The 25,432-nt window shown below is 73.1% G+C and carries 20 protein-coding genes, 3 pseudogenes and 1 riboswitch; of the genes and pseudogenes, 12 read left to right on the forward strand and 11 right to left on the reverse strand.

Annotated elements, in window-relative coordinates; translation table 11 throughout:
* The first annotated feature begins 146 nt into the window (after positions 1–146).
* From ACFW6P_RS18665 to ACFW6P_RS18685, 5 genes are all read left to right on the forward strand, one after another.
* Entirely contained in the window at positions 147–1,373 is a 1,227-nt protein-coding gene (locus ACFW6P_RS18665; protein ID WP_386424153.1) for a sensor histidine kinase, read from the forward strand.
* Between the two features lie 136 nt (positions 1,374–1,509).
* Positions 1,510–2,871: a sensor histidine kinase gene (locus ACFW6P_RS18670; RefSeq protein ID WP_386424155.1), complete on the forward strand. Its 1,362-nt coding sequence runs from the start codon at positions 1,510–1,512 to the stop codon at positions 2,869–2,871.
* A 534-nt stretch (positions 2,872–3,405) separates the two neighbouring features.
* Entirely contained in the window at positions 3,406–4,065 is a 660-nt protein-coding gene (locus ACFW6P_RS18675; protein ID WP_386349899.1) for a LuxR C-terminal-related transcriptional regulator, read from the forward strand.
* A 166-nt stretch (positions 4,066–4,231) separates the two neighbouring features.
* Complete coding sequence (locus ACFW6P_RS18680; protein ID WP_386349523.1) at positions 4,232–6,160, forward strand: 2-oxoacid:acceptor oxidoreductase subunit alpha; 1,929 nt, start codon at positions 4,232–4,234, stop codon at positions 6,158–6,160.
* Positions 6,153–7,232 carry a 2-oxoacid:ferredoxin oxidoreductase subunit beta gene (locus ACFW6P_RS18685; protein WP_386424157.1) on the forward strand — a complete coding sequence of 360 codons (1,080 nt, stop codon included), beginning with the start codon at positions 6,153–6,155 and terminating at the stop codon, positions 7,230–7,232. Before ACFW6P_RS18680 ends, ACFW6P_RS18685 begins: the two co-directional genes overlap by 8 nt.
* 34 nt (positions 7,233–7,266) lie before the next feature.
* On the opposite strand, the gene ACFW6P_RS18690 is transcribed toward ACFW6P_RS18685, so the two are convergent.
* Positions 7,267–7,710 (reverse strand): winged helix-turn-helix transcriptional regulator, encoded by a 444-nt coding sequence (locus ACFW6P_RS18690; protein WP_386349517.1) that lies wholly within the window; start codon positions 7,708–7,710, stop codon positions 7,267–7,269.
* 66 nt (positions 7,711–7,776) lie between these two features.
* Here ACFW6P_RS18690 and rarD point away from each other — a divergent pair, with 66 nt between their 5' ends.
* Positions 7,777–8,790: an EamA family transporter RarD gene (gene rarD / locus ACFW6P_RS18695; protein ID WP_386349514.1), complete on the forward strand. Its 1,014-nt coding sequence runs from the start codon at positions 7,777–7,779 to the stop codon at positions 8,788–8,790.
* A gap of 32 nt (positions 8,791–8,822) precedes the next feature.
* On the opposite strand, the pseudogene ACFW6P_RS18700 reads toward rarD, so the two are convergent.
* Positions 8,823–10,025: pseudogene (locus tag ACFW6P_RS18700) on the reverse strand (MFS transporter); the annotation flags it as partial.
* A gap of 61 nt (positions 10,026–10,086) precedes the next feature.
* Complete coding sequence (locus tag ACFW6P_RS18705; protein WP_386424159.1) at positions 10,087–10,722, reverse strand: CGNR zinc finger domain-containing protein; 636 nt, start codon at positions 10,720–10,722, stop codon at positions 10,087–10,089.
* A 21-nt stretch (positions 10,723–10,743) separates the two neighbouring features.
* Here ACFW6P_RS18705 and ACFW6P_RS18710 point away from each other — a divergent pair, with 21 nt between their 5' ends.
* A complete protein-coding gene (locus ACFW6P_RS18710; RefSeq protein ID WP_386349508.1) occupies positions 10,744–11,217 on the forward strand; it encodes a VOC family protein in 474 nt (157 codons plus the stop codon).
* Positions 11,218–11,371: 154 nt separating this feature from the next.
* The gene (locus ACFW6P_RS18715; RefSeq protein WP_386349506.1) at positions 11,372–12,322 is read left to right on the forward strand and encodes a M28 family metallopeptidase; all 951 of its coding nucleotides are present in this window, start codon (positions 11,372–11,374) and stop codon (positions 12,320–12,322) included.
* Between the two features lie 14 nt (positions 12,323–12,336).
* On the opposite strand, the gene ACFW6P_RS18720 is transcribed toward ACFW6P_RS18715, so the two are convergent.
* Positions 12,337–14,286, reverse strand: a complete 1,950-nt coding sequence (locus ACFW6P_RS18720; RefSeq protein ID WP_386349503.1) for a tetratricopeptide repeat protein — start codon at positions 14,284–14,286, stop codon at positions 12,337–12,339.
* Between the two features lie 160 nt (positions 14,287–14,446).
* Between ACFW6P_RS18720 and ACFW6P_RS18725 the strand changes: the two genes are divergently transcribed.
* The 3 genes and pseudogenes from ACFW6P_RS18725 (at position 14,447) to ACFW6P_RS18735 (ending at position 16,812) form a co-directional block, all read left to right on the forward strand.
* The gene (locus ACFW6P_RS18725) at positions 14,447–14,947 is read left to right on the forward strand and encodes a DUF6668 family protein (protein WP_386349500.1); all 501 of its coding nucleotides are present in this window, start codon (positions 14,447–14,449) and stop codon (positions 14,945–14,947) included.
* Positions 14,948–15,018: 71 nt separating this feature from the next.
* The gene (locus ACFW6P_RS18730; RefSeq protein WP_386349497.1) at positions 15,019–16,107 is read left to right on the forward strand and encodes an amidase; all 1,089 of its coding nucleotides are present in this window, start codon (positions 15,019–15,021) and stop codon (positions 16,105–16,107) included.
* A 116-nt stretch (positions 16,108–16,223) separates the two neighbouring features.
* Positions 16,224–16,812, forward strand: a pseudogene (locus tag ACFW6P_RS18735) (flavodoxin family protein).
* On the opposite strand, the gene ACFW6P_RS18740 reads toward ACFW6P_RS18735, so the two are convergent.
* The 4 genes from ACFW6P_RS18740 to ACFW6P_RS18755 all read right to left on the reverse strand — a co-directional run bounded on the left by ACFW6P_RS18740 (position 16,809) and on the right by ACFW6P_RS18755 (position 21,222).
* A complete protein-coding gene (locus ACFW6P_RS18740; RefSeq protein WP_386349494.1) occupies positions 16,809–17,690 on the reverse strand; it encodes an ABC transporter permease in 882 nt (293 codons plus the stop codon). The pseudogene ACFW6P_RS18735 and the gene ACFW6P_RS18740 sit on opposite strands and share 4 nt — an antisense overlap.
* Positions 17,677–18,663, reverse strand: a complete 987-nt coding sequence (locus tag ACFW6P_RS18745; RefSeq protein ID WP_386424161.1) for an ATP-binding cassette domain-containing protein — start codon at positions 18,661–18,663, stop codon at positions 17,677–17,679. Before ACFW6P_RS18745 ends, ACFW6P_RS18740 begins: the two co-directional genes overlap by 14 nt.
* Positions 18,664–18,713: 50 nt before the next feature.
* Positions 18,714–19,964 carry an outer membrane lipoprotein carrier protein LolA gene (locus tag ACFW6P_RS18750; RefSeq protein WP_386349488.1) on the reverse strand — a complete coding sequence of 417 codons (1,251 nt, stop codon included), beginning with the start codon at positions 19,962–19,964 and terminating at the stop codon, positions 18,714–18,716.
* 244 nt (positions 19,965–20,208) lie between these two features.
* Positions 20,209–21,222 carry a polyprenyl synthetase family protein gene (locus ACFW6P_RS18755; RefSeq protein ID WP_386349485.1) on the reverse strand — a complete coding sequence of 338 codons (1,014 nt, stop codon included), beginning with the start codon at positions 21,220–21,222 and terminating at the stop codon, positions 20,209–20,211.
* Between the two features lie 509 nt (positions 21,223–21,731).
* A riboswitch (cyclic di-AMP (ydaO/yuaA leader) is annotated at positions 21,732–21,902 on the forward strand.
* A gap of 3 nt (positions 21,903–21,905) precedes the next feature.
* Between ACFW6P_RS18755 and ACFW6P_RS18760 the strand changes: the two genes are divergently transcribed.
* Complete coding sequence (locus ACFW6P_RS18760) at positions 21,906–22,676, forward strand: transglycosylase SLT domain-containing protein (protein WP_386349483.1); 771 nt, start codon at positions 21,906–21,908, stop codon at positions 22,674–22,676.
* Here ACFW6P_RS18760 and ACFW6P_RS18765 read toward each other — a convergent pair.
* From ACFW6P_RS18765 to ACFW6P_RS18775, 3 genes and pseudogenes are all read right to left on the reverse strand, one after another.
* Positions 22,640–23,488 (reverse strand): HAD family hydrolase, encoded by an 849-nt coding sequence (locus ACFW6P_RS18765; protein WP_386349480.1) that lies wholly within the window; start codon positions 23,486–23,488, stop codon positions 22,640–22,642. The genes ACFW6P_RS18760 and ACFW6P_RS18765 overlap by 37 nt on opposite strands.
* A 295-nt stretch (positions 23,489–23,783) precedes the next feature.
* Entirely contained in the window at positions 23,784–24,677 is an 894-nt protein-coding gene (locus ACFW6P_RS18770) for a hypothetical protein (RefSeq protein ID WP_386349477.1), read from the reverse strand.
* 56 nt (positions 24,678–24,733) lie between these two features.
* A pseudogene (locus ACFW6P_RS18775) lies at positions 24,734–25,432 on the reverse strand (hypothetical protein); the annotation flags it as partial.

The raw sequence follows: 25,432 nt of genomic DNA on the forward strand, positions 1-25,432 counted from the left end.
GATCTGTACGCACGGGAGTCTAGGCCCTGATAAGGGCAGGGTAAGCAGCCCGTCGCGGGCTGGTGCGCGGGGGTAGGGTTTTCCTCAGTTGATGCCGGCGGACCGCCTCATGGCGCGGCCGCCCGGCGCCGGGGACGCTTGCGCACATGACCGAACACTTCCCGTCCCCCGCCGTGCAGGGGGCCACGACGGCGGCCGGGCAGGACGGCCACCCGCCGCCGCCCCGTCTCGCCTACGACCGGCACACCTGGAAGGAGATCGCGCACCTCCTGGCGAACCTCCCGGTGGCGCTGCTCGGCTTCACCTACGTCGTGACGGTGCTGTCCACCGGCTTCGGGCTGACGCTCACGGTGGTCGGGCTCCCGCTGCTGGCGGCCGGTCTCCTGGGGGCGCGGCTGCTGGGCCGGATGGAGCGTGCGAGGGCCAGGGCGCTGCTCGGGGTACGGGTGGACGAGCCGAGCCGGCTGCCGTCGCGCGGCGCGGGCGGCTTCCTGCCGCGGTTGTGGATGTCGCTGAAGGACCCGGTGGGCTGGCGTGCGGTGCTGTACGAGTCCATCCGGCTGCCGTGGGGTGTGCTCACCTTCACCGTCACGCTGACCTCGCTGTTCGTGCTGTGGCCGGTGCTGCCCTTCATCGCACGGGGCCTGGCGAACGCCGACCGGGCGATGGTGCGCGGGCTGCTGTCGCCCTCCGACGAGCTGGAGCGGCGCATCGCCGAGCTGGAGTCGGACCGGGGGGTCGTGGTCGACACGGCCGCGGCGGACCTGCGGCGTATCGAGCGGGACCTGCACGACGGGGCGCAGGCCCGGCTGGTGGCGCTGGCGATGGGGCTCGGTCTGGCCAAGGAGAAGGTGCTGGAGGACCCGGACGCGGCGGCGGCGATGGTCGAGGAGGCGCACGGCGAGGTGAAGCTGGCGCTCCAGGAGCTGCGGGACCTGGCCCGCGGCATCCACCCGGCGGTCCTGACCGACCGCGGTCTGGACGCGGCCCTGTCGTCGGTCTCCTCGCGGTGCACGGTCCCGGTGAAGGTGACGGTCGATCTGGCGGAGCGCCCGGCCCAGGCCATCGAGGGCATCGCCTACTTCACCGTCTCGGAGCTGCTGCAGAACGTCAGCAAGCACAGCGGGGCGCGGTCGGCGTCGGTGGATGTGTGGCGGACCGAGGACCGTCTGCTCATCCAGGTGCGGGACGACGGCCGCGGGGGCGCACGCCTCGACGGCGGTACGGGGATGAGGGGCCTGGCGGACCGGCTGGACGCCGTCGACGGCCTGTTCGTCCTGGACTCGCCGGAGGGCGGCCCGACGTCGGTCACGGCGGAACTGCCCTGGCGCGACCGCACGGACGACGCCGTCGGCCGGAGCCCCGCGCGGTAGGCGGGCGGGGCGCGTCCGTCAGGTGGGGAAAACCCCCCGTCCAAGACGCCGACGGCCTCCATGGTCCGCCGACCTGCGGCGGAGCAGGGTGGAGATACGAGGGAACAGCCGCAGGACGAGGAGGAGGACGACGCCGATGGCCACGGAGTACGGACAGGGATACGGGCTCGACGGCGGGCCCGGACACCCCGGGAGCACCGAACGGCGGCACCGGATGCCGGCCGCGCTGCGGGCGCCGGTCGAGGGCCGCACCTGGCGCGAGCTCGGTCACGTGCTGCTGAGCCTGCCGATCAGCATCCTGCTGTTCACCTACGCGGTCACGATGGTGTCGCTGGGTGCGGGCCTGCTGGTGACGTTCCTCGGGATACCGGTGCTGGCGGGGGCGCTCGCCGGCTGCCGGGGCGTCGGGGTGCTGGAGCGGGCGCGGGCGCGGGCGCTGCTCGACCTGGACGTGGCCGAGCCGGAGCCGCTGCGGATGCGGAAGCAGGGGGCCATGGCGTGGATGGTCGCGGTCCTCAAGAGCGGCAGCTCGTGGCGGGCGCTGCTGTACGCGGTGCTGCACCTGCCCTGGGCGGTGTTCTCGTTCGTCGTCGCCGTGACCTTGTGGACGCTGGGCTGGGGGCTGCTGACGTATCCGCTGTGGTTCTGGGTGCTGCCGATGTACGCGGGGCAGGACGGGATCCAGCTCTACGGCGACGAGACGCACCGGATCTACCTCGACAACGCCTTCGAGGTCGCGGTGACGGCACTGGTGGGGCTGCTCTTCACGATCGCCACGCCGTGGATCGTGCGGGCGCTGACGATGGTGGACCGGCTGCTGGTGCACGGGCTGCTGGGGCCGTCGCGGCTGGCGTCGCGGGTGGTGGAGCTGGAGTCGGACCGGGGGGTCGTGGTCGACGCGGCGGCGGCCGACCTGCGGCGCATCGAGCAGGACCTGCACGACGGGGCGCAGGCCCGGCTGGTGGCGCTGGCGATGGATCTGGGGCTGGCGAAGGAGAAGCTCCGGGAGGACCCGGAGACGGCCGTGCGGATGGTGGACGAGGCGCACGGCGAGGTGAAGACGGCCCTGCGGGAGCTGCGGGACCTGGCCCGGGGCATCCACCCGGCGGTGCTGACGGACCGGGGGCTGGACGCGGCACTGTCGGCGGTTGCCTCGCGGTGCACGGTTCCGGTGCAGGTCGAGGTGGACCTGGCGGAGCGGCCGGCGCCGGCGTTCGAGGGGATCGCCTACTTCACGGTGTCGGAGCTGCTGCAGAACGTCAGCAAGCACGCGCGGGCGAGCTGGGCGGGCGTGGAGGTCTGGCGGGCGGAGGACCGGCTGATGCTCCAGGTCGTGGACAACGGCGTGGGCGGGGCCGACGCCGCCCGGGGCTCCGGTCTGGCCGGGCTGGCGGAGCGGCTCGACGCGGTGGACGGGATCCTGGTCGTGGACTCGCCGGCGGGCGGGCCGACCCGGGTGACGGCGGAGCTGCCGTGGCGGGGTGAGCGCGTGCGGTGACCCCTCGCGGGTGAGCGCGTGCGGTGACCCTCCCGGGGTGAGCGCGTGGGGTGACCCTCCCGGGGTGAGCGCGTGGGGTGACCTCGCGGGGTGAGCGCGTGGGGTGACCTCGCGGGGTGAGCGCGTGGGGTGACCTCGCGGGGTCGTGGCTTCGCTGACGTGGTCACCGGGCCAGGGGACCGAACCCCCTGGCCCGCGGTCATGCCCCCCTCTCTCCCGAAGGGCGGCGAGAGGCGACACCGGCCCGGCGAGAGCGACATCGGCCCGGTCGGAAGGTGAACCACCGCAAGCTGGATCACTGAAAGGTGAACCACCGAAGGTGAACCACCGAAGGTGAACCACCGAAGGTGAACCACCGAAGGTGAACCACCGGAAGGCGAACTGCCCCGCGCCTCACGTCACCCCTCGCGTCCGTCCCCATCCACCCGTCGTTCCTGGAATGCTGGACCTGTCGCACGGGTGGGCGCGGAGCCGTTGTGGGCTGCGGACGGGCGGCGTCGGGCTCTGGGGGGCCGAACCATCGTGGAGGACAGGGTGCGGGTGGTCATCGCCGAGGATTCCGTGCTGCTCAGGGAGGGCCTGACCAGGCTGCTGACCGACCGGGGGCACGACGTGGTCGCCGGGGTCGGGGACGGGGAGGCTCTGATCAAGACCATCACGGAGCTGGACGCGCAGGGCGAACTGCCGGACGTCGTCGTGGCCGACGTGCGGATGCCGCCGACGCACACCGACGAGGGCGTGCGGGCGGCGGTGCAGCTGCGCAAGGCGCACCCGGGGCTCGGGGTGCTCGTGCTGTCGCAGTACGTGGAGGAGCGCTACGCCACGGAGCTGCTCGCGGGCTCCAGCCGGGGTGTCGGCTACCTGCTGAAGGACCGGGTGGCCGAGGTCAGGGAGTTCGTGGACGCGGTGGTGCGGGTGGCCAAGGGCGGTACGGCCCTGGATCCCGAGGTGGTGGCCCAGTTGCTGGGCCGCAGCCGCAAGCAGGACGTGCTGGCGAGGCTCACACCGCGCGAGCGGGAGGTGCTGGGCCTGATGGCCGAGGGGCGGACGAACTCGGCGATCGCCCGGCAGCTGGTGGTGAGCGACGGGGCGGTCGAGAAGCACGTCAGCAACATCTTCCTGAAGCTGGGGCTGTCGCCCAGCGACGGCGACCACCGCAGGGTGCTGGCCGTGCTGACCTACCTCAACTCCTGACAGGACCGGCAGTTCGACCGCGTTCCCGACCGGACCTGTCACCGTCCGGGGCGTGTCCAAGATTCGAATGACCCGGGGAAGGCGATCCTTGCGGTCGTAGGGTTGATCCAGGGAGGCCTACGGGAAGGCCTGTCCGGGACAGCCGCCTCGAAGGAGGTCCAGTTCAGTGACCAGCCAGGTCAGTAGCCCAGCGGAGCAGGCCGACGGAGCAGTCGCAGGAGAGCAGCGCAAAGCGGCGGGCGCGAAGGACGTCCGGCGCCTGGACCGGGTGATCATCAGGTTCGCGGGGGACTCGGGTGACGGTATGCAGCTCACCGGTGACCGGTTCACCTCGGAGACCGCGTCGTTCGGCAACGACTTGTCGACGCTGCCGAACTTCCCGGCCGAGATCCGGGCGCCCGCGGGGACGCTGCCGGGTGTGTCGTCGTTCCAGCTGCACTTCGCCGACCACGACATCCTCACGCCCGGTGACGCGCCGAACGTGCTGGTGGCGATGAACCCGGCCGCGCTGAAGGCCAACATCGGCGACCTCCCGCGCGGTGCGCAGGTGATCGTCAACACGGACGAGTTCACCAGGCGGGCGATGCAGAAGGTCGGCTACGGGACGTCTCCGCTGGAGGACGGCTCGCTGGACGGCTACCACCTGCACCCCGTGCCGCTGACCACGCTGACGGTGGAGGCGCTCAAGGAGTTCGACCTCCCCCGCAGGGAGGCCGAGCGCAGCAAGAACATGTTCGCGCTGGGGCTGCTGAGCTGGATGTACCACCGGCCCACGGAGGGTACGGAGAGGTTCCTGAGGTCGAAGTTCGCCAAGAAGCCCGGTATCGCGGCGGCGAACATCGCCGCGTTCCGGGCGGGGTGGAACTTCGGTGAGACGACCGAGGACTTCGCGGTGTCCTACGAGGTCGCCCCGGCGGCGACGGCGTTCCCGCCGGGTGTCTACCGCAACATCTCCGGCAACCTGGCCCTGTCCTACGGGCTGATCGCGGCGGCCCGGCAGGCGGATCTGCCGCTGTATCTGGGCTCGTACCCGATCACCCCGGCCTCGGACATCCTGCACGAGCTGAGCCGGCACAAGAACTTCGGTGTGCGGACCTTCCAGGCGGAGGACGAGATCGCCGGGATCGGGGCGGCGCTGGGCGCCGCGTTCGGCGGCTCACTGGCGGTGACCACCACCTCCGGTCCGGGGGTGGCGCTGAAGTCGGAGACGATCGGGCTGGCGGTCTCCCTGGAGCTGCCCCTGCTGATCGTGGACATCCAGCGCGGCGGCCCCTCGACCGGTCTGCCGACCAAGACAGAGCAGGCGGACCTGCTGCAGGCGATGTACGGCCGCAACGGCGAGGCACCGGTCCCGGTCGTCGCCCCCCGCACCCCGGCGGACTGCTTCGACGCCGCGCTGGAGGCGGCCCGGATCGCACTCACCTACCGCACACCCGTCTTCCTGCTCTCCGACGGCTACCTCGCCAACGGCTCCGAGCCCTGGCGGATCCCCGACCCGCAGGAACTGCCCGACCTCAGGGTCCGGTTCGCGCAGGGCCCGAACCACACCCTCGACGACGGCACCGAGGTGTTCTGGCCGTACAAACGCGACCCGCACACCCTGGCCCGCCCCTGGGCGCTCCCGGGCACCCCGGGCCTGGAACACCGCATCGGCGGCATCGAGAAACAGGACGGCACCGGCAACATCTCCTACGACCCCGCCAACCACGACCACATGGTCCGCACCCGCCAGGCCAAGATCGACGGCATCGACGTACCCGACCTCGACATCGACGACCCCGACAGCGCCCGCACCCTCGTCCTGGGCTGGGGATCCACCTACGGGCCCATCACCGCGGCCGTACGGCGGCTGCGCAGGGCCGGAGACACCGTCGCCCAGGCCCACCTGCGCCACCTCAACCCCTTCCCGAAGAACCTCGGCGAGATCCTCGCCCGCTACGAGCGCATCGTCGTCCCCGAGATGAACCTCGGCCAGCTCGCCACCCTGATCCGCGCGAAATACCTGGTCGACGCCCGCTCCTACAACCAGGTCAACGGCATGCCGTTCAAGGCGGAACAACTCGCCACGGCCCTGAAGGAGGCCATCGATGGCTGAGACGTCCACCACAGGCACCCGCACCCCCGAGGCCCTGTCCCTCGTACCCAAGGCCGAGACGAAACAGTCGACCAAAGACTTCAAGTCCGACCAGGAAGTCCGCTGGTGCCCCGGATGCGGCGACTACGCCATCCTCGCGGCGGTGCAGGGCTTCATGCCCGAACTGGGCCTGGCGAAGGAGAACATCGTCTTCGTCTCCGGCATCGGCTGCTCCTCCCGCTTCCCCTACTACATGAACACCTACGGGATGCACTCCATCCACGGCCGCGCCCCCGCCATCGCCACCGGCCTGGCCGGCTCACGCCGCGACCTGTCGGTATGGGTCGTCACCGGCGACGGCGACGCGCTGTCCATCGGCGGCAACCACCTGATCCACGCCCTGCGCCGCAACGTCAACCTCAAGATCCTGCTGTTCAACAACCGCATCTACGGTCTGACCAAAGGCCAGTACAGCCCGACCTCCGAGGTCGGCAAGATCACCAAGTCCACCCCCATGGGCTCGCTCGACACACCCTTCAACCCCGTATCACTCGCCCTCGGCGCCGAAGCCTCCTTCGTCGCACGCACCGTGGACTCCGACCGCAAACACCTCACCGACGTACTGCGCCAGGCCGCCGCCCACCAGGGCACGGCCCTGATCGAGATCTACCAGAACTGCAACATCTTCAACGACGGCGCCTTCGACGCCCTGAAGGACAAACAGCAGGCCCAGCAAGCCGTGATCCGCCTGGAACACGGCAAGCCGATCCGCTTCGGCACCGACGGCTCCAAGGGCGTCGTACGGGACCCGCTGACCGGTGACCTGAACGTGGTCGCGGTGACACCGGACAACGAGGACCACGTCCTCGTCCACGACGCGCACGCCCCGTCCCCGACCACGGCGTTCGCGCTGTCCCGCCTCGCCGACCCCGACACCCTGCACCACACCCCCATCGGCGTGCTCCGCTCGGTCGACCGGCCCGTCTACGACACAGAGATGGCCGACCAGCTCGACCAGGCGATCGAGCAGCACGGCAAGGGCGACCTCGCCGCCCTCCTCACCGGCGGCGACACCTGGACCGTCATCGGCTGACCCCGGCCGCGGACACACCCGAGGCCCGGGCCCATCAGAAGGCGGCCCGGGCCTCGTCGTGCGCCCGGCGGGCCCTGGTCTCGTCGTGCGCCCGGCCGGCCTCGGCCCCGCCGTACGCTCGGCCGGCCTCGGCCCCGCCGTACCTCCGGCGGGCCCGCTCGACGTCGTCCATGCGCCGGTGCGTCCACTGCGGGAGGGCGCGGACCTGTTCGGCCGCCTCGCGGCCCAGCTCGGTGCGGGAGTAGTCGACGCGCGGCGGGATGACGGGCTTGGCGTCGCGGTGGACCAGCCCGTCGCGCGCCAGGGTCCGGAGCAGGGCGAGCTGGTCGTCCCCTCCGGCGACCCGTCCCGTCTGATCGGCCGCCCGACCACCCCGCTGCCCGAGGCCGTCGCCGCCGCACTCGGGGGCTGACCTCCCCCGGCCGGCCTCCCGCCGCCCCACCTCCGCGCTGTCATGACCGTATGCCGATACGGGCATGACAGCCGGGGGTGCCCGGCGTTACCGTCGTCCCGGCGGACACATGCCGGGTGCGAAGGAGGGGCCGTGACGCGCAAGCCGAGGGGTGAGCGGCACATAGGACTGCTGAACGGCTTCGCGGCCTACGGGATGTGGGGCCTGGTGCCCCTGTTCTGGCCCCTGCTGAAGCCCGCCGGCGCGATGGAGATCCTGGCCCACCGGATGGTGTGGTCGCTGGTGTTCGTCGGTGCCGCGCTGCTGGTGCTGCGCCGCTGGGCCTGGGCCGGTGAGCTGCTCCGCCAGCCGCGCAAGCTGGGACTGATCACGGTCGCCGCGGCGGTCATCACCCTCAACTGGGGCCTGTACATCTGGTCCGTGAACTCCGGGCACGTCGTCGAGGCCTCACTCGGTTACTTCATCAACCCGCTGGTCACCATCGCCATGGGCGTGCTGCTGCTGAAGGAGCGGCTGCGGCCGGTGCAGTGGGCGGCGGTGGGGACCGGCTGCGCCGCGGTCGTCGTGCTCACCCTCGGCTACGGGCGGCCGCCGTGGATCTCCCTGTGCCTGGCCTTCTCCTTCGCCACGTACGGACTGGTGAAGAAGAAGGTGAACCTCGGCGGGGTGGAGTCGCTCGCCGCCGAGACCGCGATCCAGTTCCTTCCCGCGCTCGCCTTCCTGGCGTGGCTGGGCGCGCGGGGCGACTCGACCTTCACCACCGAGGGCGCGGGCCACGCGGCCCTGCTCGCCTCGGCCGGGATCGTCACCGCCCTCCCCCTGGTCTGCTTCGGGGCGGCCGCCATCCGCGTGCCCCTGTCCACCATCGGGCTGCTGCAGTACATGACTCCGGTCTTCCAGTTCCTGCTCGGCATCCTCTACTTCCACGAGGAGATGCCGCCGCAGCGCTGGGCCGGTTTCGCCCTGGTGTGGCTGGCGCTCACGCTGCTCACCTGGGACGCGTTGCGCACCGCGCGCCGGGCCGCCCGCGCGCTCACCAGTGACAGGAGGGTGCCCACCGCCACCAGGGCGACCGGTACGGCCAGTGCCGCGCGGAAGGCCGACAGCGTCGCCTCGGGGCCGGACCCCGTGGAGGCCAGGCCGTAGACCGCGGTCACGGCGGCGATGCCGATCGCCGAGCCGAACTGCGTGGCGGTGGTCAGCAGCCCGCCCGCCAGCCCCTGCTCCGACGCGGCGACCCCGTCCGTCGCCGCGATGGTCAGCGGCCCGTACGCCAGGGCGAAGGAGACGCCGGACAGCAGCAGCGCCGGCAGCATCATCGCGTAGGACCAGTCCATGCCGACGGACAGGAACAGCGCGTAGGACGCCACGGCCACCGCGAAACCGGCGACGATCACGCGGGCGTTGCCGAAGCGGGCGACCAGCCTCGGGGTGAGGACCGGCGCGAGGACGGCGTCGATGCCCATGACGGCCAGGGCGAGCCCGGTCTGCGCGGACGACCAGCCGCGCAGCTCCTGCGGATACGGCGTGACGACGAACTGGAAGCCGAAGAAGGCGCCCAGGAAGAGCAGCGCCCCGAGGTCGGCGCGGACGACCGGGCCCGGGCGCAGGATGCCGAGGCGGAGGAGCGGGTCCGGGGAGCGGCGTTCGCACACCACGAAGCCCCCGGCCAGCAGCAGTGCGCCGAGCCCGGAGACCAGGGTCGGCGGCCAGTCGCGCAGTCCGTGTCCGAGCCGTACGACGGTGGAGGCGGCGAGCAGCATGGCGCCGGCGGCGGTGATCGCGCCGGCCAGGTCGAAGGTGCGCCGGCGCCGCGGCGGGGCGTCCTGGCGGGGTACCAGCCGCAGGGCGGCGAGCAGCAGGGCCGCGGTCAGCAGCACGGGCGCGAAGAACACCCAGCGCCAGCCGAACCCGGTGAGCAGGCCGCCGCTGACCAGACCGAGGGAGAAGCCGGCCGCGCCGGTCCCGGCGAAGACCAGCAGGGCCCTGTCGCGTCCGGGTCCCTCCTCGTACGACGTGGTGATCAGGGAGAGCGCGGCCGGGGCCGTGAAGGCGGCGGCGACGCCGGTGACGAACCGGGCGACGACCAGCATCCAGCCAGCCGTCGCCAGGCCGCCGAGGCCGGAGAAGGCGAGGAAGACGGTCAGCCAGAGCAGGAACATCCGCCGCCGGCCGAGCAGGTCGGCGGCCCGGCCGCCCAGCAGGGTGAAACCGGCGTAGCCGAGCACGTAGGCGCTCATGACCCAGGCCGCCGTGTCGGTGGCCAGGTGCAGATCGGAGCGGATGGCCGGGATCGCCACCGCCATCATCGCGACGTCGATGCCCTCGAGGAAGATCGTCCCGCACAGGACGAGCAGCAGCGCCCAGGCACGCGTGCCCATGCTCCAACGGTCCTCCGGTGCCGGCCGGTGGTGCAACCCGGCGGAGGGCGGCGCCGTGGCGCTACGGGGCCGGTTTCGGCTCCGCGGGCGTCTGGCGGGCCCGGTGCGCCCGGACCTTATCGCGGTTGCCGCAGTGCTCCATGGAGCACCAGCGGCGGCGGCCTGGGCGGGAGGTGTCGACGAAGAGGAGGTAGCAGTTGTGGGCACCGCACTCGCGGACGCGGTGGGCGTACGGGCCGGTGAACAGGTCGACCGCGTCACGGGCGACCGTGGCCAGCAGCTGCGCGCCGGTGGCGCCCGGGGCCCAGACGCGGCCGCCGTCCGGCGCGATGCGGGCGACCAGCGGGGGCCCGGCCGCGGCGGCGTTCACGACGTCCAGGTGGGCGGTGGGCAGCGGACGGCCGTGGGCGCGCTCGACGGCGAGCGGGAACAGGGCGTCCCGCAGGGCGCGCACCCGCTCCAGCTCCTCGGCGGAGACGGTGAGACCGAGCCCGTCCGGCAGGCGGCTGCGCCCGGCCCAGGCGACGAGGTCCGCCGGCTCGTGCAGCACCTCCCAGCGCGCGTAGGCGCCGGGGCCGCCGGTGGTCAGCAGCTCCAGGCAGAGGGCGCCGGCGTCGAAGCGGTAGCGCTTCCCCTGAAACGAGACCAGCGTCAGCCCGGGTGCCGGATCCGGCGTTTCCCCCGCGCGTCCACTCATCTAACCACTATGACTGGTTACATGACTTCGACGCCGGAACCACCCGCCCCCGTGCACTTCAAGGTCGTCATCGACGCGAACGACCCGCACGCCCAGGCCGACTTCTGGGCGGCAGCACTCCACTACGAGGCGGAGGACAACAGCGCGCTCATCGAGAAGCTGCTCGCGGCCGGAGCCCTGCCGACGCAGGCCACCGCCGAGTTCCACGGCCGCCTGGCCTTCCGCGACCTGGTGGCCGTACGGCACCCGGAGGACCCCTTCGAGCAGGAGAGCGGGACGGGACTGGGACGGCGGCTGCTGTTCCAGCGGGTGCCGGAGGAGAAGACGGCGAAGAACCGGCTGCACCTCGATCTGCACCCGGGCCCGGGGCGGCGCGAGGAGGAGGTCGCCCGGCTGGAGAGGCTCGGGGCGCGCATGCTGCGGCAGGTGGCGGAGCAGGGCGGCACGTGGGTCGTCATGGCGGACCCGGAGGGCAACGAGTTCTGCGTCCAGTGACGCCGGGCCGGGGAGGGCCCGGCAGGCCCGGCCAGCTGGCCGATTCAAGGTCTTGACGGAGAGTCAGTCACACCTTCACCATCCAGGCACCCCATGAACCGTGGGCTGCCTGTGGACACCCCACGGGCCATCAGACGGAATTCGGAGCCCCCACATGAAGCTCTCCGTTTCCGCGCGCGCCGTCGCCGCAGGCGGCATGGCAACAGCCATGCTCCTGACCGGCGGCGCCGTGGCGGACGCCGCGTCCCCCGCTCCCACCAGAGCCGCCGCCGCGCCCGACATACCCCTGGCGGGCGTCAAGGCCCACCTGACCCGACTGCAGTCCATAGCCACCGCCAACGGCGGCAACCGCGCCCACGGCCGCGCCGGCTACAAGGCCTCGCTCGACTACGTCAAGGCCGAACTGGACGCGGCCGGATACACCACGAGCGTCCAGCAGTTCACCGCCTCCGGCCGCACCGGCTACAACCTGATCGCCGACTGGCCCGGCGGCGACGCGAACCAGGTCGTGATGGCCGGCTCGCACCTCGACAGCGTCTCCTCCGGGCCCGGCATCAACGACAACGGCTCCGGCTCGTCCGCCGTCCTGGAGACCGCGCTGGCCGTGTCCCGGGCGCAGTACAAGCCCACCAAGCACCTGCGCTTCGCCTGGTGGGGCGCGGAGGAACTCGGCCTGGTCGGCTCCCGCTCCTACGTCAACCGGCTCGCCACCGGCGACCGTTCACGGATCAGCGCCTACCTCAACTTCGACATGATCGGCTCCCCGAACCCCGGCTACTTCGTCTACGACGACGACCCGGCGATCGAGAAGACCTTCCAGACGTACTTCAGCGGCATCGGCGTGCCCACGGAGATCGAGACCGAGGGCGACGGCCGCTCCGACCACGCGCCCTTCAAGAGCGCGGGCGTACCGGTGGGCGGCCTGTTCACCGGGGCGAGCCGGACGAAGACGGCGGCGCAGGCGGCCAAGTGGGGCGGTACGGCGGGGCAGTCCTTCGACCGCTGCTACCACTCCTCCTGCGACACCACCGCCAACATCAACGACACCGCCCTCGACCGCAACAGCGACGCCCTGGCGTACGCGGTGTGGGAGCTGTCGGAGTAACTACCCAGCCGCGCCTACCGGTTGCGGGCGCGTTCGGTCAGACGGCCCATGCGGGCCCGGGCCGACTCCAGTTCCTCGATCTCCCCGGCGGCTGGGCCGTCCTCGGCGGCCAGCTCGGTCCACAGGCCGACCAGGTCGCGCCCCAGCTCCAGCCCGAGCGCCGGGTCGCGCACCGCCCGCCAGGCGGTGGCGGCGCTCCGCACGCTGCCGTAGGCGCCCTCGGCGTCACCGGCACGGCGGCGGGCACCGGCCAGGTCGAGCGACATCTGGAAGGCGCGCAGCGGCTCTCCCGCCAAGTAGGAGATGTAAGCGGTCAGTTCGCGCAGCCGGAGCACCTCGGGGTGCTCCGGCCCGAGCGTCCCGGACGCCTGCGTGACGGTCCGGTCCGCCAGCGCGGCCGCCGCCTCGATCCGGCCCTCCTTCACGGCCTCGTTGATCCGCGTGACCGGCTCCACGAGGAACGCCGGCGGGGCCGGGTCGCCCGGGGCGCCGAGAGGTTCGTCCCCGAGCACGGCCTCCGCGACGGCGTCGAAGCCGCGGGCGGGGGTGGGCCTGGGGTCGGGATCGGCGGCGAGCAGAGCGGCTTCGGCGTCGGGAACGGCGCGGCGGGTGCGGCCGGAACGAGGGCCGAGACCGGGGCCGGGGCCTGGGCCTCGGCCGGGACCGGCCTCACGTTGACGTTCCGGACGGCGGGTGCCGTCCGGAAGCGGCCGGGGCCGGACATCGGCCGACACGTGCGCGGCCGGGCCGGGGTCGGTGCGGGCGTGCGGGCTCGGGCCGTTGTCGGTGCGAGCGTGCGGGCTCGGGCCGGCATCGGTGCGGGCGTGCGGGCCGGGGCCGGCATCGGTGCGGGCGTGCGCGGCCGGGCCGGCGTCTGTCCGGGCGTACGGGTTCGGAGGGGGATCGGTGCCGGCCTGCGAGTCGGGGCCGGCATCGGTGCGGGCGTGCGCGGCCGGGCCGGCGTCTGTCCGGGCGTACGGGTTCGGAGGGGGATCGGTGCGGGCGTACGGGTTCGGACGGGCATCGGTCGGCGCGTACGGGTCCCCACCGGAATCGGCCCCGGCAGATGCGCCCGAGTCGGCCCCGGCCCGGTCCTGCGCGTGCGGGCCGTCACCGGCCGGCGCCTGCGGGCCGGGTCCTCCCGCACCCGGCACGCGTCCCGAGGCGGCTTGGGGGCCGGGGAATTGCCTCACGTCCATGGGCGGGGGCGGACCGAACTCACCGGCGGGCGGCGCGACCGTGCCGGGAGACGCGACCGGACCCGAGGGCGTTGCGGCCTCCGCGGGCGCAGCGCTGCCCGGAGGCGCGACCGGACCCGAGGGCATCGCGGCCTCCGCGGGCGCAGCGCTGCCCGGAGACGAAGAAGGGGCAGCCGTACCCGAAGGCGAGGAAGGAGCTGTGGCTTCGGGCTGGGGGGCCGTGCCTGGCGGAGCTGTCGCTTCCGGCGGGGCCGGGTCCTGGACGGCCCGCAGCTCGAACGTCGGTGCCGGCTCGTCCGCCGGCTGCGGCCCCGGTACCGCGCTCAGCGGGAACGTCGGGGCCGTCTCGCGCGCCGGTTCGGGCACGGGGCGCAGGACGTGCGTGGCCTTGTCGCCCTGAGGCCGCTCCGGCTCCGCCGGGGCCGTGCGGACCGGCTCGGACGTGAAGTGGCTGGACCCGTCCGGGTCGACCCGGAGCGGGACCACGTAGCCGATGCGTTCGTCGTGGACCGTGGCGAGGACGGGGCGGCCGGTGGCCAGGGCGATGTGGTGGAGGCGTTCGAGGACGGCCCGCTGGATCTCCTCGCCGGGTGCCGCGAAGACCGGGACGCCGCCGACCGTCGCACCGTCGTGGACCCCCTGCGCGGCCGCCGCCCCCGTCTCCGTTCCGGCCCCGGGGACATGGACGTCGATCGGCGCCGCCGGGGCCGCCGTGTGTGCGGCCTGCTTCTGTTCCCGCTTCTTCTCGCGGCTGAGTCGAGCCATCGTCCCCTCACTCGGCGTAGTGCACCTACCGTCGAGTGTGTCCGCTCGCCCTCGTTTCTCACGTCACCGCGGTGTCACAGGCTCGTCCCAACGGCCTCGGACCTCGGCAGGGGCCGTCCGGCGAGGCATGAGGATCGCCCGTACGAGGGAGGAGAGGAGCATGCAGACAGGCATGCGACAGGGACCGGAGATCTGGCTCCGCGGACCGGTGACCCCCGCGGAGCCCGGGCCGCCGGTGCCCGCCCACGACCGCACGGCACGGCGTTTCTCCTGGGTCGGCACACACGGCGGCGCGGGTGTCTCCACCCTCGCGGGGGTCTACGGCGGGCATGACGGCGGCCGCGCCTGGCCCGGGCCCGCCGATCCCCCGTCGGTGCTGCTGGTCGCGCGGACCCACGCGGTGGGGCTGGACACGGTCGCCGCGGCGGTGGAGGCCTTCCGGCGCGGCCAGGCCCCGCCGGGGCTGGACCTGGACGCCGTCGTCCTGGTGGCGGACGCCCCGGGCCGGCTGCCGCGCCCGCTCGCGCGGCGGGTCAGGGCCCTGGAGTCGGTCATCGACGTGTACCGCGTGCCGTGGGTGCCGGCCTGGCGGCTCGGCGAGCGGGGGCGTCCGCCGCGTGAGACGGCCGCCCTGGCCCGGCTGACGGGAGCGGCACGCTGACGGCCTCGCCCCTGCCGGCCGGGGAGATCGCGGCGGGCGTACGGGCCCGGGAGCTGCGCGCGGTCGACGTGGTGGCGGCGGCGCTGGAGCGGATCGACCGGGCCGATCCGCTGCTGTGCGCGTTCGTCGAGGTGTGGCACGAGCGGGCGCTGCGGCGGGCGGCGGAGCTGGACGCGCTGCTCGACCGGCGCCGCGGTGGTACGTCCGGGGAGAACGGGACGCTGCCGCTCGCCGGGGTGCCGGTCGCCGTGAAGGGGCGGAGCGGGCTGCGCGCCGCCGGTCCGCTGCTGGCCGCCGGCTGTGTCGCGGTGGGCGCGACCTCCGTGCCCGGACCCGGGACCCGCTGGCAGACCTGGGGGCTGGGCGCGCGGGGCCGGACGGTCAACCCCTGGCGGGCCGACCGGACGCCGGGCGGATCGTCGGCCGGTGCGGCGGTCGCGGTGGCGGCCGGTCTGGTGCCGCTGGCGACGGGCTCCGACGGGGCCGGATCGGTGCGGATACCGGCGGCGTGGTGCGGGGTGCTCGGGCTGAAGACCACGGGCGGGCGGCTCCCCTCCCGCGACCGTACGGGTCTGGCCGTCCCCGGCGTGCTCGCCCGCTCGGCCTCGGACGCGGCCGGCTGGTGGCGGGCGGTGTCGCGGGAGCCGGTGCCGGCCGGGACGCCCCTTCCCGTCACGGCCGTGTGGTCCCCCGACCTCGGTTTCGCCGGGCCCGATCCGGAGCCGGTCGCGCTCGCCGAGGCCGCGGTGCGACGGCTCGTGACGGCAGGGGTCGTACGGCTCGTCCGGCCGCGGGTGCCGCCGCGCCTGCTCGACCCCGGGCCGGCCTGGCTCGCCCTGCGCACACCCGGCGCCGATCAGGCCGGGGCGAGGCGGGTCCGGGCGGAGAACGACCGGCGACTGGCGGACCTGTTCGACGGGGCCGAGCTGCTGCTGACGCCGGCCGCGCCCACCGCGCCGCACGGCCACGAGGGGCCAGGCGACCGCTACTCCACCTCCCTCACCTGGGCGTTCAACCTCAGCGGGCATCCGGCGCTGAGTCTCCCGGCGGGCTTCGGCGCCGACGGCTGCCCGGCCGGGCTGCAGCTGGTGGCACGGCACGGCGGCGAGCGGCTGCTGCTGGCGACGGCACGGGCGGCGGAACGGCTGGGTGAGCACTGACGTTCTGCCCGCCCCGGAGTCCCCCTCCCCTTCCCGCCCTCCCCTTCCCGTATAGATGCATACGCATGTGATGCAGAAGAACACAATCAGCGCATGCCGATGCCAGAGAAACTCCCATGACCCGCCGCTTCCTCTTCGTTCTGGGCAGCGCCCGCGCCGACGGCGACACCGAGCTGCTGGCCCGCCGCGCCGCCGAGCAACTGCCCCCGGAGGTCGAACAGCAGTGGATCGACCTCACCGAGCACCCGCTCCCGGACTTCGAGGACCTGCGCCACGACAGCGACCACGTCCGCCCGACCGAGGGCAGCACGGCCCTGCTGCTCGACGCCGCGCTCGCGGGGACGGACATCGTGATCGCCTCGCCCCTGTACCGGTACTCGGTCTCCGCGCAGACCAAGCGCTCCCTGGACCACTGGCCGGGCTGGCTGCGCACGCCCGGACTCGACTTCAGGGCGACCCTGGCCGGACACACCCTGTGGGGCGTCACCGCGCTCGCGCACTCCGAGGAGGTGGTAGCAGACCCGCTGGTCGGCACGCTCAGCAACTCGGCGGCCTACATGGGGTATGCGCTTCGGCGGCGTACTGCTCGGCAACGGCAGCAGGCCGGGCGACGTGCTGGACGACACCGAGGCGCTGGCCCGCGCGAAGACGTTCCTCGCACGCGAGGCCCCGCTCGCCAGGTACCCGTACGAGCGGCGGGACTAGGCCGTGACGTCCTGCGTCGTGAAGCGCGCCCAGGCGGCCGAACCGAACACGGCGGCGTACAGGGCCTGCAGGCCGAGGTTCTTCGCCGCCTCGTCCCAGTAGACCGGCTCGCGCATGAGGTCGGCGAAGGACAGCCAGTAGTGGGAGAAGAAGTAGGGCTGCAGGGCGTGCAGTTGCGGGATCTGGTCGAGGATCTGGACCGTGATCAGCAGGCCGACCGTGGTCGCCATCGCCGCGATTCCGCTCTGGGTGAGGGTCGAGACGAACAGGCCGAGGGCCGCCACGCCGATCAGTGACGCGGCCACGACCAGGGCGATCAGCAGGGCTCTGCCCAGACCCTCGGCGAAACCGATCCGCGTTCCCGAGATGGTCGTCAGATCGCCCAGGGGGAACAGCAGCGCACCGATCGCGAGGGCCGAGACGGCCACCACGAGGGTGGCGGCGAGGCAGAAGAGGACGACGGTCGCGTACTTGGTGAGCAGCAGCCGGCTGCGGCCGGCCGGGGCGACCAGCAGATAGCGCAACGTGCCGGCGCTCGCCTCACCGGCGATGGCGTCGCCCGCGACGACCCCGACGGCCATCGGCAGGAAGAACGGGAGGGTGGCGGCCAACGCGGTGAAGACCAGGAACAGACCGTTGTTGCTGACCTGCGCGATGAAGGCCGGTCCTCCCCCGCCGCCCCCGCCGCCGGGCGACGAGCCGTCACCCGTCTCGATCTTGACGGCGATGCCGACGAGGACCGGCACGCCCGCCAGCACGGCCAGCAGCGCGAGGGTGCGCCAGCGCCGGAAGGTGGTGGCGAGCTCGTCGCGCAGCAGCCCGAACGTCCACAGCCGGCTCACCGGCCTTACGTTGTCCACGACTTCAGCCCGCGACATCGAAGCCCTCCCCCGTCAGCGCCACGAACGCGTCCTCCAGCGAGGCGCGTTCGACAGCGAACCCGCGGACCCGCACCCCGGCCGCGACCAGCGCCGCGTTCACGTCGGCGAGGTCCCGCTCCGGGGGTTCGCCGGTCACCGGGTCGTCCGTGACGACGACGTCGGCGACGCCCTGCTCCTTCAGCACCCGCGCCGCCTTTGCCGGATCCGGCGTCGTCACCACCAGCCGGCCGCGCGCCCCGGCGGCCAGGTCGGCGACCGGGCCCTGGGCGATCAGCCGGCCCCGTGCCATCACGGCCGCGTGCGTGCAGACCTGCTCGATCTCGTCGAGCAGGTGGGAGGAGAGGAAGACGGTCGTGCCGTCGGAGGCGAGGGCGCGGACCAGGGCACGGATCTCGCGCATGCCCTGCGGGTCGAGGCCGTTGGTGGGCTCGTCGAGGACCAGCAGCCGGCGCGGCCGGAGCAGCGCGGCGGCCAGGCCCAGGCGCTGTTTCATGCCGAGCGAGTACGCCTTGGCCTTCTTGCCGGCGGCGGCCGTCAGGCCCACCCGGTCCAGGGCGGCGGCGACCCGGGCCCGGCGGGTGCGCGGATCGGCGGCGGGGTCGGCGCAGTCGTAGCGGATCAGGTTGTCGCGGCCGGAGAGGAAGCCGTAGAGGGCGGGGCCCTCGATGAGGGCGCCCACGTGCGGCAGCACGGTGCGCGTGGCCCGGGGCATGGGCTGCCCCAGGACCCGGGCCGTGCCGGAGGTGGGTTCGACGAGGCCCATCAGCATGCGGATGGTGGTGGTCTTGCCGGAGCCGTTGGGGCCGAGGAAGCCGAAGACGCTGCCCGCCGGGACGGTCAGGTCGAGACCGTCGACGGCGAGTTGCCCGCCGCGGTAGCGCTTGGTGAGCCCGCGGGTGGCGATGACAGGTTCCCCGGCCGCGGCACCCGCGCCGTTCCGCTCCGGCCCGTCGGCGGACGGTTCGCCCATCGGCTTCCTCGTTCTCTCGAACTCTCCAAACGTCCCCCGGCGTAACGGACTTACTTCCCGGCTTCGGCCGCCTTCACCAGCGCGTCCTTGGTGACCATGCCGACGTAGACCGTGCCGTCGTCCGTCATCAGGGCGTTGACCAGGCGGGTCGAGAAGACCGTGCCCGAGCCGAACGTGCCGGTGACCTTGTCGCCGAGGGAGTTCACGAAGCCGCCGAGGCCGCCGCCCGCGTCACCCGAGGGCATGCCCTCGCCGCCGGTGTCGAAGGTGGCGATGGCGTTCCAGCCCTCGCCGATGGTCTTCATGCCGTCGTGGCCCTTGCCGAGGTCCTTGCCGGACGCGTGGGTGTGCCGGTGCGCCCCCGGCTTGCCGGAGCCCGGCGCGAACCCCTTGCCGAAGCCCTTCCCGGCGTCCTTCCCGGCGTCCTTCTCCTCGGTGACCTTCGCGCCCTTGGGCGGGGTGAAGTCGAAGGTGGCGGCGGCCGGTTCGGCGAAGCTCACCTGGGTGAAGCCCACGTCGACGACGGCGGCGCCGCCGCTCGCCGGGGTCAGGGTGAACTTCAGCGGCATGCCCGTCTTCGCGTCCACGGCCACCGTGACGGCGCCGACCGTCGAGCCGGACTGCCTGGGCTCGATGACCAGCCGGTAGGCGTCCCGGTCGGCGACCCGGGCGGTGCCGTCCACGGTCACGGACGTCGTGTCGTCGACGGCCTTGAGGGCTTCCTCCGCGAAGTCCTTCGGCATGGCCGGCGGCTGCGTCCTGCCACGCTCGGGGCCCCGGGGGCCGGTGCCGTGGAAGACCTCGTCGGACGCGCTGTCGTAGGCCCAGACGTCCTTGCCGTTGCGGATGAGGCTGTACTCCGCGGCGTTCTCCAGCAGCGACAGCTTCTGCCGGTCGGGGCCGTCGGCGGCGACGCGCAGGGTGTGCGTGCCCGAGACCAGTTCCGTGAGCTTGGCCTTCGGGTCGGCCGAGGAGCCGCCCTCGCCCCGGCCCGCGGCACCGGACATCAGGCTCGACTCCAGGCCGCCGAGGTTCGGCAGGCCGAGGTCGGTGCTGATCCTGACCGTGCCGGACAGCTGCTCCACGTCCGACTGGGCGATCTTCTCGATGAGCTGCTCGGCGGTGATCTTCGGCAGGTCGGGGTCGCCGGAGTCGGCGAGGGCGGGGACCAGCCCGATCGTGGCCGCCGCCACCCCCATCACCGTGACCGGGACGACGTACCGCGCGGCCTTGCGCCGCCCGGAGCGCCGCTCGTCGCCCTCCCCGGCGGTCGTGCTGTCGTCGGATGCGTACGGTGCCATGTGTGCCCTACCTCCGTGGTCGGCGGCGGCTGTCCGTGTCGTGCACGCACTCGTCCCTCAGCCGCCATTCTCACCCGAACAGGTGAGGAGTGGTGTTTTCCGTGGTCTCCATCTGACCAAAACGGCCAGGGAGATACGTCAGACCCCGGACTCAACTCCGCGTACTGCTGCGGTATGACACGACAGGGCGGCAGCTCCCCCGACCCGTAGGGGTCGCGGGTGGGGGGCGTGGGAGGGGCAGCGGCTAGCCGGCCCGGTGCACCACGGCGTCGGACAGTTCCACCAGAGCCGTCTTCGCGGCGCACTCGGGCAGCGGCGCCAGCGCCGAACGGGCCTCCTGGGCGTAGCGGACGGTGTCCCGCCGGGCCTGCTCCAGCGCCGGGTGGGCGCGCAGCAGGCGCAGGGCCTCGGCGTGCCGGGCGTCGTCGGTGAGGTCGGAGTCCAGCAGCTCGCACAGGGCGCGGTCCTCCGCGAGGCCGAGCCGGGCCGCCCGCTCGCGCAGCCGCAGCACCGGCAGCGTGGGGATGCCCTCGCGCAGGTCGGTGCCGGGCGTCTTGCCGGACTCGTGGGAGTCGGATGCGATGTCCAGGACGTCGTCGGCGAGCTGGAAGGCGACGCCGAGCCGCTCGCCGTACTGGGTGAGCACGTCCACGACCGTGTCGTCGGCGCCCGACATCATCGCGCCGAACCGGCAGGACACGGCGACCAGCGAGCCGGTCTTGCCGCCCAGCACGTCCAGGTAGTGCTCGACGGGGTCGCGGCCGTCCTGGGGCCCGGCCGTCTCCAGGATCTGCCCGGTCACCAGCCGCTCGAAGGCCTCGGCCTGCACGCGCACGGCCTCCGGGCCGAGGTCGGCCAGGATGTGCGAGGCGCGCGCGAAGAGGAAGTCGCCGGTGAGGACCGCGACGGAGTTGCCCCAGCGCGTGTTGGCGCTCTCCACCCCGCGGCGCACGGTGGCCTCGTCCATCACGTCGTCGTGGTAGAGCGTGGCCAGGTGGGTCAGCTCCACGACGACGGCCGACGGCACGATCCCGGGTGCGTGGCGGTCACCGCCGAACTGGGCCGCGAGCATCACGAGCAGCGGCCGGAACCGCTTGCCGCCGGCCCGCACCAGGTGCTGGGCGGCCTCCGTGATGAAGGGCACCTCGCTCTTGGTGGCCTCGAGCAAGCCTTCCTCGACAGCCGTCAGCCCGGCCTGGACATCGGCTTCCAGAGCCTGGTCCCGCACGCTCAGCCCGAACGGCCCGACGTCGGTCACGAGGGGTCTCCTGTCTGCTGTGTCTGCCGGTGATGACGCGGATTGTCGATAGGTCGCCGCCCCCACTCCTGTCAGCGTATCCGGTCACGTTTCGATCACCGCCAGCGCCCGGGGTTACAGGCCGGGTGGTATCCGATCAAGACCGCCATTCCTTCGATCAGCTCATAAGAACAGACATTTATCCACTTTCCATGACGTGGTGGGTGATATGCGATTTGCCGCAACAATGAAGCAAATTCCCTTTGTTGAACATTGCGCCCCGGAACGTGATCAGTGAATTGAATCACTTGCACCTCTCCCCCGCCCGACCTCGACGCCGACCCTCAGACCCTTTACCCCTAAGCCAGTTGAGCCTTGGCGACCGCAAAGGATCAAGCTACCCCATACCGCCCGACCAAGGTCGACAAGCGGGATGTGTGACGCCGACGGCTTGTTCCCGACATGTGCTCTCGCATACGTTCCGGCCCTGTCCGGCGGACGCCGAATCCTGCCACCGCCCGGATACCCCACAGAACCGATCACTCACGCAGGGCAGGAGCGGGGGACCCAGGTAAGTCGCCGGTCCGCACAGCGGAACGGCTCGGGGTGAAGCCGCGCACGGCACGACAGTGCCGTGCGCGGCCGGGCACCTCCCGGCCCGAACCCGACAGCTCACCTCGCAGGCGCCGGAGAGGAACATCGCCATGCTCGGACGAGGTAAGCACCGTCATACCCGCACGAACCCGTTCACCCGCGGCGTCGTCGCCGTCGGAACCGGCGGGGTCGCCCTGGCCCTGCCGCTTCTCGGCGCGACGCACGCGAGCGCCGCCGAACCCCAGAGCGCCCCCGTGCGGTCCGTCCCGCAGGCCGCCCAGGCCACGTCGCTCATCCACACCGTGGCCAAGGGCGACTCGCTCTACCGCATCGCGGTCAAGTACGACGTCTCGGGTGGCTGGAAGCAGCTGTACCAGGACAACCGCGCCGCCGTCGGCGAGGACCCGAAGCTGATCCACCCGGGTCTGAAGCTGAAGGTCAACACGACGAAGGCTCCCGCCGCCACGAAGGAGGCGACCCCGTCGTCCGCCCCGGCCAAGCCGGCCGCGAAGCCCGCCGGCGGCGTCGCCCAGGCCACCCAGGCCTCCGCCAAGACCTACGCGGACAACCTGGACGGATGGATCCGCGAGGCGCTCGACATCATGGCGCAGAAGGGCATCCCTGGCTCCTACGACGGCATCTACCGCAACATCATGCGCGAGTCGTCCGGCAACCCGCAGGCGATCAACAACTGGGACTCCAACGCCGCCAAGGGCACCCCGTCCAAGGGCCTGCTGCAGGTGATCGACCCGACCTTCGCCGCCTACCACGTCGAGGGCACCCCGTTCGACCCGTACGACCCGGTCGCCAACATCACCGCGGCCTGCAACTACGCGGCCGACCGCTACGGCTCGATCGACAACGTCAACGGCCCGTACTGATCCGCGCCGCCCAGCAGTCGCTCGAGGACGACGGCGACGCCGTCGTCCTCGTTCGACAGGGTGATCTCGTCGGCCACGGCCTTGAGTTCGGGATGAGCGTTGGCCATCGCGACGCCGTGGGCGGCCCAGTCGAACATCGGGATGTCGTTGGGCATGTCCCCGAAGGCGACGGTGTCGGCCGGCCGCAGCCCCAGGTGCTCCGCGGCCAGCGCCAGGCCCGTCGCCTTCGTGACACCGCACGGCTGCAGCTCGACCGTGCCGGGCCCCGACATCGTCACGGTCGCCAGCGACCCGACCACCGAGCGGGCCGTCGCGGCCAGTTCGTCGTCCGACAGCCGGGGGTGGCGCAGCAGCACCTTGCTGATGGGCTCGGCCCACAGCTCCTCGCGCCGCTCGACCCGTACCGCGGGCAGCGTCGGGTGCGGCATGAGGTAGCCCGGCTCGATCAGCGTCAGCCCGTCGACCCCGTCCTGGTCGACCGCCGCGTACACCTCCCCCACCTCGGCCTCGATCTTGCCGAGGGCGGTCTCCGCCAGCTCCCGGTCCAGCGTGACGGACCACAGCAGCCGGTTCGCGCCGGCGTCGTACACCTGCGCGCCCTGCCCGCACACCGCGAGCCCCCTCGATCCGAGGTCGTCCAGGAGCGGTCGCACTCTGGGCGCCGGCCGCCCCGTGACCACGAGGTGCCGGGCACCGGCGTCCGCCACCCGCGCCAGCGCGGCGAGGGACCGGTCGGAGAGGGTGTCGTCGCCGCGCAGCAGCGTTCCGTCCAGGTCGGTGGCGATGAGCGAATATGCGAGGGGTGCGGCCATGATCAGAGAATACGGACAGTGGGCGCGTTCGTTTCATCGCAGGGTGCACACTGATTGCCCGGTTGAAGGCCCCTCTGCACCGGTTGGCGTCGGCATGGTCAGCTACCCACCCACGAGGACGTCCCGGACGGTACCTTCCAAGCGTCCAGGGGGGACCTGATCGGGGGGTCGGGTTGAGCAGCGGGACGCATTCGTGTGGCCGGGCCCGGCGAGCTCGGCGAAAGGGAGAGGGAGCGCTGGCGTGCGCTGCGCGCGGCCTCGCGGGCACCGCGCAACCCGTTCATGGAAACGGAGTTCACCGCGGCCGTCGGTCTGGTGAGGCCGCGGGCCCGGGTCGCGGTGGTGTACGACGGACGGGAGCCGGCGGGCTTCCTGCCCCCTGGTGAGGCCGCGGGCCCGGGTCGCGGTGGTGTACGACGGACGGGAGCCGACGGGCTTCCTGCCCCATGAGCGCGGCCCGTTGGGGCAGGGCAGGGCAGCGCTGAGGCCGCCGACTGGGGCGAGAAGTGGTCCTGCCCGATCCAGTGGGCGACGTAGAGAGCCAGAAGGCCGTCCAGACCAGCCGCCGGTCCTCGGTGAAGGTGCGGTAGATCAGCAGCAGCGGGAGCAGCAGCATCAGGCTGGAGACCAGCGGCCACCAGGCCATGAACAGCGTCGGCGACTCCACGCCCAGCAGTCGCACCAGGGCGGTCTGGGCGGCGTAGAAGCCCGGCCACTGGTCGTGGACCGCCATGTCGCCGACCTGGCCGGCCGTCTGCAGGCGGCCGACGACCTCGTCGTGCTTCCACGCCCAGGCGTACAGCGGCGTCGGGTAGACCACCGCCTGGGTCGCCCGCTCCATCACGAGCAGCGCGAGGACGTGTACCGCCGCCCAGTCACCCGGCCGGCGCGGATCGCGGACCGTGCACCGGAAACCGGCGGTGAGCACCGCGAGCCCGGCCCAGAAGGCGGGGTGCAGCGCGGTGACCAGTCCGTAGTCGTCGAGCCGCGAGACCTCGGCGTGCCGCACGGCGTACGCCCAGAGCGCGAGCCAGAACCCCGGGCCCAGGGCGGCGGACACGCCGGTGCTGAGCATGAGGAAGTAGGCGTTCTTGAACAGCGAGTCGTGGGTGTGCCCGCGCTCGGCGGGCCGCGGTGCGCCGTCGCCGGCGTGCGCGGCGGCGGACTCGTGCACCTGGATCTCGGACACGGGACCATCCCAGCCCTCCCGGTGTCGAACCGCTCCGGGAAAGCCGTCCCGGAGCGTCACCCGAAAGGGGACGCGCAGTCCGCGTCCCGGCCAGCGCCGGGCGGGCCCCGGACGGCTCCAGCACCTCGATCACCGTCCGTGCCCGCAGCGGGTCCACGGGCAGCGCGTGCCGCGCGAACCGGCGGGCCGCCTCGGGGGCCGGCGAGGGGGTCGGTGAACTCGGGGCCCGCGTAGTCGTCCAGCGGCGGGCCGTAGAGGTAGCCGACGGCGATGCCCCGCCGGGCCAGGGCCGCGATCGCCGGGTCCCTGTCCTCGACGAACAGCGGGACGCGGAACAGCGGCTGGGTCCCGTGCGCGCCGGCGCGCGGCCGGGCCCACGGCGTGCCGAGCAGCAGCCCGGTGCCGGCGCGGCAGGCGTTCAGCGCCTCGTCGGGCCGGTCGAGCCTGCGGCCGGTGCGCCGCAGGCGCAGCGGGCCGGACTCCGGGCGGTAGCCGTGCAGGTCGACGCGTACCCACGGGTGGTGGGCGTCGAGGCCCGGCGTCCGGTGCGCGGCCCGCGCGAGGTCGTCCGGGCGCAGCGGCATCCGGATGTCCTCGCGGTCGGCGAGCCCCAGCAGCCGGATCGCGGCCGGGCTGCGGCGCGGCGCAGCCGCAGCCCGCGCACCGCCGCCTCCACGCACCGCCGCCTCCACGCACCGCCGCCTCCACGCACCGCCGCCTCCACGCACCGCCGCCTCCACGCACCGCCGCCTCCC

It is taken from the genome of Streptomyces sp. NPDC058741, assembly GCF_042746715.1.
GTDB lineage: Bacteria > Actinomycetota > Actinomycetes > Streptomycetales > Streptomycetaceae > Streptomyces.